The 12,722-nt window shown below is 47.3% G+C and carries 13 protein-coding genes; 12 read left to right on the plus strand and 1 reads right to left on the minus strand.

The window, feature by feature from the left end:
- The first annotated feature begins 17 nt into the window (after window positions 1-17).
- From nusB to recN, 8 genes are all read left to right on the plus strand, one after another.
- On the plus strand, window positions 18-425 hold the full coding sequence (gene nusB, locus LPW40_RS02585) for a transcription antitermination factor NusB (protein ID WP_230820668.1): 408 nt from the start codon (window positions 18-20) through the stop codon (window positions 423-425).
- Window positions 415-1,755 carry an exodeoxyribonuclease VII large subunit gene (xseA, locus tag LPW40_RS02590; protein WP_230820669.1) on the plus strand — a complete coding sequence of 447 codons (1,341 nt, stop codon included), beginning with the start codon at window positions 415-417 and terminating at the stop codon, window positions 1,753-1,755. Before nusB ends, xseA begins: the two co-directional genes overlap by 11 nt.
- The gene (xseB, locus tag LPW40_RS02595; protein ID WP_097038842.1) at window positions 1,748-1,957 is read left to right on the plus strand and encodes an exodeoxyribonuclease VII small subunit; all 210 of its coding nucleotides are present in this window, start codon (window positions 1,748-1,750) and stop codon (window positions 1,955-1,957) included. The genes xseA and xseB overlap by 8 nt, the downstream gene beginning before the upstream one ends.
- A complete protein-coding gene (locus tag LPW40_RS02600) occupies window positions 1,947-2,825 on the plus strand; it encodes a polyprenyl synthetase family protein (RefSeq protein WP_230820670.1) in 879 nt (292 codons plus the stop codon). Before xseB ends, LPW40_RS02600 begins: the two co-directional genes overlap by 11 nt.
- Window positions 2,826-2,905: 80 nt before the next feature.
- The gene (gene dxs, locus LPW40_RS02605; RefSeq protein WP_230820671.1) at window positions 2,906-4,795 is read left to right on the plus strand and encodes a 1-deoxy-D-xylulose-5-phosphate synthase; all 1,890 of its coding nucleotides are present in this window, start codon (window positions 2,906-2,908) and stop codon (window positions 4,793-4,795) included.
- The gene (locus tag LPW40_RS02610) at window positions 4,776-5,558 is read left to right on the plus strand and encodes a TlyA family RNA methyltransferase (RefSeq protein WP_230820672.1); all 783 of its coding nucleotides are present in this window, start codon (window positions 4,776-4,778) and stop codon (window positions 5,556-5,558) included. The genes dxs and LPW40_RS02610 overlap by 20 nt, the downstream gene beginning before the upstream one ends.
- 83 nt (window positions 5,559-5,641) lie before the next feature.
- Window positions 5,642-6,094: a transcriptional regulator AhrC/ArgR gene (gene ahrC, locus LPW40_RS02615; RefSeq protein ID WP_230820673.1), complete on the plus strand. Its 453-nt coding sequence runs from the start codon at window positions 5,642-5,644 to the stop codon at window positions 6,092-6,094.
- Window positions 6,095-6,111: 17 nt separating this feature from the next.
- A complete protein-coding gene (recN, locus tag LPW40_RS02620; protein ID WP_230820674.1) occupies window positions 6,112-7,779 on the plus strand; it encodes a DNA repair protein RecN in 1,668 nt (555 codons plus the stop codon).
- Here recN and LPW40_RS02625 read toward each other — a convergent pair.
- Complete coding sequence (locus LPW40_RS02625; protein ID WP_230820675.1) at window positions 7,776-8,036, minus strand: DUF2627 domain-containing protein; 261 nt, start codon at window positions 8,034-8,036, stop codon at window positions 7,776-7,778. The genes recN and LPW40_RS02625 overlap by 4 nt on opposite strands.
- A gap of 150 nt (window positions 8,037-8,186) precedes the next feature.
- Here LPW40_RS02625 and LPW40_RS02630 point away from each other — a divergent pair, with 150 nt between their 5' ends.
- The 4 genes from LPW40_RS02630 to lpdA are packed head-to-tail and all read left to right on the plus strand — an operon-like array spanning window position 8,187 to window position 12,711.
- Complete coding sequence (locus tag LPW40_RS02630; RefSeq protein ID WP_230820676.1) at window positions 8,187-9,086, plus strand: phosphate acyltransferase; 900 nt, start codon at window positions 8,187-8,189, stop codon at window positions 9,084-9,086.
- Between the two features lie 27 nt (window positions 9,087-9,113).
- Window positions 9,114-10,211, plus strand: coding sequence for a Leu/Phe/Val dehydrogenase (locus LPW40_RS02635; RefSeq protein WP_230820677.1), 1,098 nt, complete (start codon window positions 9,114-9,116; stop codon window positions 10,209-10,211).
- A gap of 7 nt (window positions 10,212-10,218) precedes the next feature.
- Window positions 10,219-11,283, plus strand: a complete 1,065-nt coding sequence (gene buk / locus LPW40_RS02640) for a butyrate kinase (protein ID WP_230820678.1) — start codon at window positions 10,219-10,221, stop codon at window positions 11,281-11,283.
- A 12-nt stretch (window positions 11,284-11,295) separates the two neighbouring features.
- A complete protein-coding gene (gene lpdA / locus LPW40_RS02645; RefSeq protein WP_230820679.1) occupies window positions 11,296-12,711 on the plus strand; it encodes a dihydrolipoyl dehydrogenase in 1,416 nt (471 codons plus the stop codon).
- The last annotated feature ends 11 nt before the right edge of the window (window positions 12,712-12,722 follow it).

A 12,722-nucleotide genomic window follows, 5' to 3' on the forward strand; every position in this document is an offset into this window, starting at 1 on the left:
ATAGATTGGTGTTATTTATGAACAGACATGAACAGCGAAAGAAAATATTTCAAATCTTATTCCAGATCGATCACGATTTAGTCGCCCTTGAGGAGGCCGCCTTCCACAACCTGTTCCAGGAGCAGGAGTATATGAATGGTGTGATCAGCCACTACATCAGCAATAAGGAAACGGTGGACGGCCACATCAGCAGGCACTTGAGCAATTACACCCTGGAGAGGATCTCCAAAGCTGAACGAAATGTTCTGAGGATGGCGGTGGCGGAACTGCTGCTTCAGGACTCCCCGCCGAAAGTGATCATCAATGAAGCGGTCAGGATCGCCAAACTCTACGGAGATAAGGACAGCCATAAATTCGTGAACGGAGTACTTAAGAACTTCCCTGAGTTTTTTACAGAAACGGATGATGATCGTGATGGAAACTAACAAATATCTGTCTGTGAAGGCCCTGACAAAATATTTGAAATATAAATTTGACCAAGACCCGTATTTACGACGGGTCTTTGTTACAGGTGAATTATCCAACGTCAAGCATCATACGAACGGCCATTTATATTTTGCTTTGAAAGACGGCCACTCGGTGATCAGGGGCGTCATGTTCAAATCTTCTGCGGGGAAGCTTTTATTCAAGCCTGAAGAAGGACAGAAAGTGCTCATTCAGGGACGGATCAGTATATTTGAAATGAACGGCCAATATCAGATCTATGCGGATGATATTCAAATAGACGGTATTGGCCAGCTTTTTGAGCAGCTGGAAAAAGATAAGAAGGAACTTGCAGAAAAAGGGTACTTCGACAGCGAACATAAAAAGCCCATACCGAAATACCCGCATCATATCGTGATTGTCAGTTCGGCCACGAGTGCTGCAGTAAAAGATATGATCACCACGTTTGAAAGACGGTATCCACTGGTCCGACTTACACTGATTGATACACTTGTGCAGGGTTCGGGCAGCATGCAGGATGTGATCGCCAACCTCAAAAAAGCGGACAGTCTTGGGGCAGATGTCATTCTGCTTGCACGCGGGGGCGGTTCGATTGAAGATTTATGGACATTCAATGAAAAGGACGTCGCCATGGCGGTCTTCAATACCCGCACACCGGTGGTCACCGGGGTCGGCCATGAAACGGACACCACACTTGTGGATTACATTTCCGATCTAAGGGCGCCGACTCCGACTGCAGCCGCAGAATTAACTGTCCCGTTCCACCATGATATAGTGGAGAAGCTGAGGGAGACTGAACTTAAACTGACCCGCAATCAGCTGCAGGCAATACAGTACAGGAAGCAGGCACTCCTGTCCCTTTCCGGTTATTATAAGTTTAAAACACCGGCATTGCTCTACGACCAGCAGACAGAAAGGCTCATGATGCAAAAAGATAAGCTGACAGGCAATTTCAACCGGCATTTCAGGGAGCATGCATACACCCTGAACCAGATGAAGTCCAGCATCGGCCATCTCTCCCCGATGCCTGCGATTAATAATGGGCGCAACCAGCTGGCGGGCCTCAGTGAAGATTTGAACGATGCGATGAGGATGGTCAACCAGAACCTCCGGCAGAAATTGTTCAACAGGCTGGAAATACTGGATTCACTCAGCCCGAGCGCCGTATTGAAACGCGGCTATTCCTATACTGTCAAAGACGGCGGTGTGGTGAAAAACGCCGGAGATCTCCGGGAAGGTGAGATGATCACCAGCCATTTCTTTAAAGGCAATATTATCTCGAAAGTTATAGAGGTGAACGAAGATGAATGAGCAAAAAACTGAGACTTTTGAAGAGAAGATGAAGCGACTTGACGAAATCGTCCAGGAACTCGAAAAAGAAGAGGTCCCGCTTGAAAAATCTCTCGAACTTTATAAGCAGGGCGTGGAGCTTTCAAGGGAATGCGAACGCATACTGAAAGATGCAGAATTGAAAGTGGAGACTTTAAATAAGGATACGGATAATGAAAAATAACATTGAAGAATACTTAAAAAAAATAGATGAGGTCATCTTATCCCATCTGGGCGGGAACCATATTTCAGGCACCATTGCGGAAGCGAGCAGATATTCCATCAAATCGGGTGGTAAGAGATTCAGGCCGTATTTGCTGTTTGCTGCACTGGATGCTTTTTCAACCCCGTTGGATAAAGGGCTGAAGACCGCAAGTGCCATCGAAATGATCCACACCTACTCACTGATCCATGATGATCTGCCGGCGATGGATGATGATGATTTAAGGAGAGGGAATCCAACAAATCATAAAGTTTTCGGGGAAGCGGCAGCGATACTCGCTGGAGATAATCTGCTGACTGAATCCTTCCATTTAATTGTAAATGATGAAAAACTCAGTGCAGGGACCAGGCTGGAACTCGTACGCATCATCGCTGATTCAGCCGGGCAGAATGGGATGATCGGCGGACAGATGCTGGATATCGAGGCGGAAAATGAAGACATCACATTCGAAGAATTGGAAACGATTCATAAATACAAGACAGGCAGGCTGATCAGCGCGCCTGTCCATGCTGCAGTGACCATTGCAGAGGCCGACGACGAAACTGCGTCGCATCTTTTGAGGTTTTCCGAGTATCTTGGAATCACTTTTCAGATCAGGGATGATATACTGGATGTCACAGGCGACGTGAAGGTGACAGGGAAGAACACCGGAAGCGATGCGCGGAAGGATAAAGTCACATACGTCAGTGCCTTCGGCCTCGAAGGTGCGAAAGAACGGATGGAGCAGAAAGTGTCACTCGCAGAAACGGAACTGGACGCTGTAAAAAGGACAATCGACATCACCGAGCTGAAAAACGTCCTGAATAAATTTGCAATAAGGGAGAATTGAATTATTTTCACTTATTGTATTCTTAGATACTGTTAGTGATGTTATAATTGAAAACAGTAAATTTAAAGGTTGGATGTATTATGAATCTTTTTCAAATCGAAAATCCAAAGTTCCTCAAAACCCTGGACACAGAAGAATTGGAATCACTCTCCCAGGATATCAGGGAATTTCTAATAGAATCATGTGCGATTACAGGCGGCCACATCGGTGCCAATCTCGGGGTGGTTGAATTGTCCATCGCTATGCATAAACATTTCAATTCCCCTGAAGACAAATTCATTTTTGATGTGGGCCACCAGGCATATATCCATAAAATATTGACCGGCAGGATCAGCCAGTTCGATACTTTGAGGCAGTACAAAGGGTTATGCGGCTTTCCAAAAACACGTGAATCAGAACATGATGTCTGGGAAGCCGGACATTCCAGCACTTCCTTGTCTGCAGCGATGGGTATCGCCAAAGCAAGGGATATAAAGTCTGAGGATTATCATGTCGTCCCTGTCATCGGAGATGGTGCCCTTACCGGCGGAATGGCGCTTGAAGCGCTCAATCACATCGGATCCGATAAGACGGATATGACAATCATACTGAATGATAACGAAATGAGCATCGCGCCGAATGTCGGTGCGCTTCATAACATGCTCGGCCGGATCCGGACGAACAGCAACTACAACAGATTCAAGCATGATATCGAAGATGCGATACAGAAAATGCCGCAGGTCGGCTCAAGGCTGAGGGATGTGGCAGACCGTGTCAAAGACAGCCTGAAATATCTGGTTGTTGAAGGCATCTTCTTTGAAGAGCTCGGCATCAAATATATCGGCCCCGTGGATGGGCATGACTTTGAAGATCTTGAGCGGGCGATCGAGTCTGCAAAAGACTATAAAGGTCCTGTAATCGTCCATGTCATCACTAAAAAGGGCAAGGGCTACCATCCTGCAGAAGACGATAAGCTCGGTACATGGCATGGCCTCGGTCCATATAAGATTGAAACAGGGGAAGTGCTCGGGAAAAAGCAGACCGTCTCCTGGAGTGAATTCATGTCGAATTCAGTGCTTGAAAAAGCGCATGAGGACGAGAGGATCGTTGCGATCACCCCGGCAATGCCGGTTGGCAGCAAGCTGACCAGGTTCCAAAGGGAGCTGCCGGAACGCTTCTTTGATGTCGGCATTGCAGAACAGCATGCGGTGACTATGTCCGCAGGATTGGCTTCAAACGGCATGCGTCCTTATCTTGCGATATATTCGACATTTCTGCAGAGAGGCTATGATCAGCTGCTGCATGACGTGGACCGTCAGAACCTGAATGTTTTTATTGGCATAGACCGGAGCGGTCTGGTCGGAGCGGATGGGGAAACCCATCAGGGCGTTTTTGATATCAGTTTCATCACTCCGCTGCCGAATATGACATTGATGATGCCGAGGGATGAATTTGAAGCTGCAAAAATGGTCGACCTTGCTTTTGAACATGAAGGACCCGTCGCACTCAGGTATCCGAGAGGCAACGTTCCGGGTGTGGATATGAATCAGCCGAGAGCGCCGTTCGATATCGGGGAGTGGGAAACGGTCAAAGAGGGCAGCGATGTCCAAATCATCTCATTCGGACCGACGGTGGCACTCGCTCTGGAAGCCGCAGGCGCTTTGAGCCGGAGAGAGGTCAGCGCAGGCGTGGTGAATGCAAGGTTCATCAAGCCGCTCGATGAGAAGTATCTGCATGAACTGGGTGCCTCGGACGCCCCGGTCGTCGTCGTGGAAGAATCCATGCTTGAAGGCGGGCTCGGCAGCATGATCGCGACATTTTTCAGTGATCACCAATACACCAATAAAGTAAAACGGATTGGTATAGACGGCGAGTATATCGAGCACGGTGATGTAAACCGTCTGTTGGAAGATATTGGCATAACTGCTGATAACATTCAACAAGAAGCTTTGAAACTGGTTGGTAAAAAGCATGAAAAAAGTCCGTATTGACACTTATCTGGAAGAAAATTACAATATCGGCACGCTTGAGGAAGTCAGGCGTTTCATAATGGCCGGTAAAGTGCTGAACAACAATCAGCCGGTCTATAAGCCCTCCGAAATGATCATCCCTGAGAAAGCGGACATCAGGTTCAAAAATTTGAAATCATTCGTTTCGAGGGGCGGATTGAAACTGAAACACGCGATAGAAGAATTCGGGATCGACCTCCGGGACAGGGTCATGATCGACATCGGCAGTTCAACAGGCGGATTTACGGATTGTGCCCTGCAGAATGGTGCCAGTCTTGTATATGCGGTGGATGTCGGAACCAATCAGCTGGATTATAAACTCAGGATCCACCCGCAGGTCATCGTCATGGAACAGACGAATTTCAAGGTCACCGAAGCAGATGATTTTTCCCCCGTGCCGGACATCATGAGCATCGATGTTTCATTCACTTCGATCGTTCCCATACTGAGGCATATCAGGAAACTTTTCGGCCATGAGTATGAAATCATTGCACTGATCAAGCCGCAGTTTGAAAGTTTTCTTGAAGAACGGGAATCAGACGGCATCATCACTTCTGTGGAAACCCATAAAAATGTGATCACCAGGGTGGCTGCAGAGTGCAGGGAACTGGATTTACAGCCGGTGGCCGTCACCAAATCGAAAGTCAAGGGAGCAAAAGGCAACCAGGAATATCTGCTTCATATAGTGCATAATATGAATGGCAGAAAGAGTCTCACTGAAGAAGACATTCACTTTGTAATATAAGTGAATGTTTTTTTAGTGTATTTCCTCCTCATGTTATGATATTATATGTATAAATATACAGGCTCATAATATGGAGGATAATAATGTCAAACAAGTCGATCAGACAGATTAAAATCAGAGAAATCATCACAAATAATAAAATCGAGACTCAGGAAGATCTGGTGGCCATGCTGAACGAGTATAATTTCAACGTGACGCAGGCAACCGTTTCAAGGGACATCAAAGAACTTCAGCTGGTCAAAGTCCCTACACCGACCGGTGCTTATGTGTACAGCCTTCCAAAAGACCGGAAGTTCCATCCTCTGGAAAAATTGGGGCGCTACCTGATGGACAGCTTCGTCAAGCTTGATTACACAGAGAATCTGCTTGTGCTGAAGACCCTTCCGGGCAATGCCCAGTCCATCGGGGCGATTATCGATCAGCTGGAATGGGAAGAAGTGGTTGGAACGATCTGTGGAGATGATACATGCCTGTTGATCTGCCGGGATTTGGAGTCACAAGAGGCGATCAGGGACCGTATTTTCAATCTGATTTAAAAATTGGAGTGTTGTAAGTGCTCTTACGTTTAAATATTAAAAATTTTGCTATTCTGGAACATGTAGAACTCGACTTCCATAATGGACTGACCGTCATTTCAGGAGAGTCCGGTGCCGGTAAAAGTATGATCATAGAATCGATCAATTATCTTTACGGCAAAAGAGCTTCGCAGGATGACATCAGGTATGATACTGAAGGCTCCCTTATCGAAGGTGTCTTTGACTTTCCGGATACGCCGAGGATGCACGATCTTCTGGAGGAGTATAATATACCCGAGGATGAGCTGTATATCGTGCGGCGCGAGATCATGCAGAACAAGAAAAGTATCATCAAGCTGAATAACAATATGATCACCCTTACGCAGCTCAGAACAATCATGGAAGAGGTTGTCAGCATATTTGCACAGTCATCCCAGCTGGACGCCCTGGATAAAAGGAAACACATATTATATCTGGATAAATTTCTTGATATCCAGAATGAAGATATCTTCCAGGAGTATAAAAGGGATTACGATGATTATCTGGCGACGATCAAGAAGATCGAAGAACTCGAGTACAGGGACCGGAACCGGAGGGATTCCCTCGAGTTGTATCAGCATCAGTTCCAGGAGATTTCCGCCCTGGAATTGAAAGAGGGCGAGGAAGAACAGCTTGAGGAGGAACTGGAGTACTTGATGAATTTCGAAAAGGTCTTCGATTCATTGAGTGCCATCAAGTCATTGCTTGCTTCCGAAAAAAGCCCGCAGGCGACACTATATGATTTGAATCAGCAGGTCGAATCGCTTTCCCAGTACGATACGGAATTCAAGGATTACAGCCCGACTATAATGGACAGCTATTTCATCATCCAGGAACTGGAGTCCCATGTCACTTCCAGCATGTCCTCAATGGACTATGATGAGGCACGGTTGAACGATATACAGGCAAGGCTGAACAGCATCAATTACCTGAAAAGGAAATATAACAAGACATATGATGAGCTTCTGTCTTTTCTTGATGAGCTTGATAATGATATACAGGAACTTGAAAATATTTCCCACTCTTTTGAGAAGCTGAATTCCGAAAAAGAAGCCCTTCTTGCCAACATGGAGAAGAATGCGGAGGCGCTCCATACATTCAGGAATGAACGCAAGCATTTTCTTGAAAGCCGGATCCTGAAAGAATTGATGGATCTTGAAATGTCACAGGTGGATTTTGAAATCAGGACAAGGCAGGACAAATTCCATGCGAGGGGATACAGTGATGTACAGTTCATGATATCCACGAACAAGGGTGAACCTTTGAAGGAAATGAACAAGGTGGCCTCGGGCGGGGAGATGTCCCGCGTGATGCTCGCGATCAAATCCATCTTCGCAGAATATGACCAGCAGTCCATACTCATTCTTGACGAGATTGACACGGGAGTGAGCGGTGGTGTAGCGACCAGGATGGCTGAAAAGATGAAAATCTTATCCAGGTCGAGGCAGATACTGGTGATTTCCCATCTGCCCCAGGCTGCGGCCATTTCCGACTATCATTTATACATTTACAAAGACAGTGACGGGGAGAGGACAATCACCAACACCCGCTATTTGACCGGGGAAGATCATGTATATGAAATCGCCCGTATGCTGAGCGGCCAGGATGTGACCGAAGCTGCTCTTCTTAACGCCCGTTCACTCATAAAAAACACAACTGTTGATTAATCTTCATCAACAGTTGTGTTTTCTTTTTTCCGGAACCTTTCAGCCGCCCGCTTATTCTTTTTTTCACGATGTAGAATGTAGCCGCCGATAAACCAGATGCCGGCCACCGAGATGGCGAGTCCGACGCCAAATTGTACTGCTGTCATGGTGAATGGATCATTCAGGACACCGAATACGCTGTCCCTCATCCATTTTACACCGACGCCGGCAAGAATTGCCGGTATGACAAGAATTAATAATGCTATGATTTTCTGCATATTCCTCACCCAATCCTCATATCCTGCTCATTATACAATGTCTGATTAAATAGTACAATTCAACAAAAAATTCTTAATATTCCACGTTTCTTAATTTCCATGTAATTTTTTATACATATATGTATAATGTAAGCGAAGAGGGGGGTATTCATGAAATTCGATGAAATTTTCAATCAGCCGAACCATAAAATGATTGCGCTTTCAATTTCCTGCGCTGCAGATGAAACTGTGCTGGAGCCGGTCCTTAGACTGGTGGATACATACCAGATTTCCATCCACCTTGTGGATGACGAGACACGTCTGAACCGGCTTTTGGGGGTGATGGATGAAAAGTACCTGGATCATCCGGATATCTACATCCACGGCGCACAATCGGATGTGGAGGCGGCGGATAAAGCTGCAGCACTCGTTGCAGATGGGACATGCGATATACTGATGAAGGGGGCAGTATCCACTTCCGTCATCCTGAAGGCAGTTTTGAACAAAGCCCACGGTTTGGTTTATAATGGATTTTTGAGCCACGTTGCATTATTCGATCTGCCAAATTATCATAAAGGTATCATATTGACGGATGCCGCGATGAATATTGCACCAGGCATAAAAGAGAAGATCAGCATCATAGATAATGCCGTGGATTTTGCACACAGCCTGGATATACAGAGGCCGAAGGTCGCATTGTTGTCTGCTGTAGAAAAAATCAATCCGAAAATAGTTTCCACGGTCGAATCGATAGATGTTATTCAAAGTATTTATAACGGAAATATGAGAGAATTCATAGTGGACGGACCACTTCAGTATGACCTTGCCATTTCAAAGGAGGCTGCCGCAGCCAAGAACATCGATTCTGAGGTGGCGGGTGATGCGGACATACTCGTCGCACCTCAGATTGAGGCGGGGAATATACTGTACAAATCACTGGTTTACTCGGCGGGAGCCAGAGTAGCTGCAATGGTCGTAGGTGCAAAAGTCCCGATCGTTCTGACTTCAAGGGCGGACAGTGCAGAGGATAAATACAATTCCATATGTCTTGCCATGAAATCTTTATCTTAATCTATAATAATTCAGGGAGTGTAGTAAATGATATTTGAAAAGATGGAACATAATGATTATGAACAACTTGTCTTCTGTTATGATGGGGCCAGCGGATTAAAGGCCATCATCTGCATCCATGACACCACCCTCGGACCGGCACTGGGCGGAGCGAGGATGTGGGATTATGAATCGGAGGAAGAGGCGATCACGGATGTACTGAGGCTGGCCAAAGGCATGACATATAAAAATGCCGCTGCAGGTCTGAACCTTGGCGGCGGCAAGACCGTCATCATCGGAGATGCCAAAAAGGACAAGTCGGAAGCTTTCTTCAGGGCTCTCGGTCGTTATGTCAACAGTCTCGGAGGCAGGTATATCACAGCGGAAGATGTGAACACTACGGTCGAGGATATGGATTATATTTATCAGGAGACACCGTATGTCTGCGGTATCAATGAATCATACGGCTCCGGCGGGGATCCGAGCCCGAAGACGGCACTTGGAGTGTTCATGGCGATGAAGCGGACCGCGAAGGAGGCTTTCGGTGATGATTCACTGGAAGGCAGGACGATTGCGGTGCAGGGCGTTGGTGCCGTGGCCTATAAAATGTGTGAGTACCTCCATGAGGAAGGCGCCAAATTGATCGTCACCGACATTAACCAGGAAGCCGTCGACAGAGCCGTGAATGACTTCGGGGCCAGTCAGGTCGGACTGGATGAAATCTACGGCGTTGAAGCCGATATATTTGCACCCTGTGCACTCGGCGGCATCTTAAATGATGAGACGATACCCCAGATGAAAGTCAAAGCAATCTGCGGAAGTGCGAACAATCAACTGGCCGAGGATGAAAAACACAGCAGCATGCTGGCTGAAAAGAATATCGTCTATGCGCCGGACTATGTCGTCAACAGCGGCGGCGTCGTCAATGTGGCGGATGAACTCGAAGGTTATAATGAAGAGAGGGCGGTCCAGAAAGTGAAAGGCATCTACGATCAGATGGACAAGATCTTCAGTATTGCAAAAGAGCAGGACATCTCCACCGCAGAGGCCGCCGACCGGCTGGCTGAAACGCGCATTGAACAGATGATGCGTGTCAAAAGCACATTTTCATTAAATGAAAAAAATCAATTCAATAAAGGGATTTAACACGATCATGACAGTTAAAATACTCGTTTTGAACCTGGGCAGCACTTCCACCAAAGTCGCCTATTTTGAAGACCTTCAGGAAATGCATGCCGAAACTTTAAGGCTCGCCACCAAAGAGGTGAGCCGGCCCCTGATCGAGCAGGTGCCCGCCAGGTTGGATTCCATATATGGTTTCCTGGATAAGTATGGAATCGACGTTGCAAATCTGGATGTCATCAGTGCAAGGGGCGGTCTGCTGAAGCCCGTCGACGGAGGTACCTACAGAGTGAATGATCGTATGCTCGAGGACCTCAGGTCTTCAGGGAGCGGTGAGCATGCTTCCAACCTGAGTGCCATACTCGCTCATGAGATCGGCAGCGAATACGGCATTCAGGCGACGATCACCGACCCGATCGTCGTCGATGAGCTGATGGATGAGGTGAGGGTGACAGGGATCAAAGGGCTTGAACGCATCTCCATTTTCCATGCACTGAACCAGAAAGCTGTGGCGCGTGATTACGCCGCGCGCCTCAACAGGCGGTATGAGGATATAAATGTCATCGTGGTACATATGGGCGGCGGCATCACTGTGGGCGCCCATCAGAAGGGCAGGGTCATCGACGTGAACGACGGGTTGTACGGCGATGGGCCGATGAGCCCGACAAGGAGCGGTGCACTGCCGAACAGAGCATTGGCCAAGTATATTTTTGATAACAGGCTGACACTCGAAGAAGTCGAAAAATCCATCAGCAAAGAGGGCGGCTTCATTTCTTTGAGAGGAACCGGAGATGCCCTGAAGGTGGAAGAGGAGGCTCTGTCGGGGGATCAGCATGCCCTTGGAGTATACAAGGCACTGAGTGTCCAGATCGCCAAGGAAATCGGATCGCGTGCAGCCGTCCTGAAAGGTGATATAGACGGAATTTTATTCACAGGAGGCCTTGCCTACAGCGACTTCCTGATCAATCTCATACGGCCGTATATAGAATTCCTCGGCGGGATACATGTATACCCCGGGGAAAAGGAAATGCTCGCACTTGCAGAAGGTGCATACCGGGTGGTATCGGGTGAAGAAGTGCTGAAGGAATATGAATAAGGGGGACTAGTAATGGCAAACCAGTATGATCTGGTCATTTTGGGCGGCGGCACCGCAGGCTATGTTGCCGCCATCAAAGCATCCCAATCGGGACTGAAAACTGCAATCGTCGAAAGTTCGAAACTCGGCGGGACATGCCTGCATAAGGGATGCATCCCTACGAAATCATTCCTTAAGTCGGCCGAAACAGCCAGCTTGATGAGGAATGCCGCTGATTTCGGCATCGACAGAGTCGAACCGACGTTTGATATGAAAAATATCACAGCGAGGAAAGACGAAGTCGTAGACCGGATGTATAACGGCATCCAACATCTTATGAAAAAGAATAAAATTGATGTATTCGAAGGTCATGGAAGGATTCTCGGGCCTTCACTGTTCTCCCCGATGGCCGGAACTGTCGCTGTGGATAATCCTCACGACGATGAAGGTGAAAGTGCAATACTCGTGAATCAGAATGTCCTGATTTGTACGGGTTCCAAACCCCGTGAACTGCCATTCCTCCCGTTTGACGGAAAATTGATATTATCGAGTGATGATATGATGGAACTTGACGAGGTGCCTGACAGCATCGCAATCATCGGCGGCGGAGTGATCGGGCTCGAGTTTGCAAGCCTACTGAATGATCTGGGCTCAAAGGTGACTGTATATGAAGCGGGTGAACGCATCCTCCCCGGTGAGGATCAGGATCTCGCCAACGCCTTGAAAAAATCCCTTACCGAAAAGGGGATCGATTTTGAGACGGCAGTCACTCTGGACGAAAATAATGTGATTTTAAATAGTGATGATGTAAAATTTAAATCAGAATCCGAAAAATCGTTTGATAAAGTGCTTGTGGCAATAGGCAGATCACCGAACATCGCAGATATCGGCCTGTCGAACACCAGGATAGAACTCGAAGACGGCTATATCAAGACAAATGACTATTATCAGACGAAAGATGAGAACATATATGCTGTTGGAGACTGCATTGGCAACTTACAGCTTGCACATGTGGCTTCCAAAGAAGCGATCAACGCCGTCATCCATATGACTGATGAGGAACCGTATAAGCTGGATTACAATCAGGTGCCGAGGTGCATCTACACTTCCCCTGAAGCGGCTTCCCTCGGAATGACAGAGGACCGCCTGAAGGAAGAAGGCATACCATTCGAGGCGCATAAAATTCCACTTAACGCGATAGGCAAAGCTGTTATCGAGGGTAATAAGAACGGTTTCGGAAAAATACTGACTGAACCGGAAACTGGGGATATACTCGGTGTAAGCCTGGTCGGGCCCCATGTGACCGAGTTGATCAACGAAGCTGCACTGGCCAAGTTCCTGGATGCTTCTGCCCTGGAGCTCGGCTCAAGTGTCCATGCACATCCATCGATATCTGAAATTCTGATGGAACTCGGCCTGGATGCCGAAGGAATGGCTATACATGTTTAAGGAGGCAAACA

Origin of the sequence: Salinicoccus halitifaciens, assembly GCF_021026095.1 — a bacterium.
In the GTDB taxonomy this organism is placed as follows: domain Bacteria; phylum Bacillota; class Bacilli; order Staphylococcales; family Salinicoccaceae; genus Lacicoccus; species Lacicoccus halitifaciens.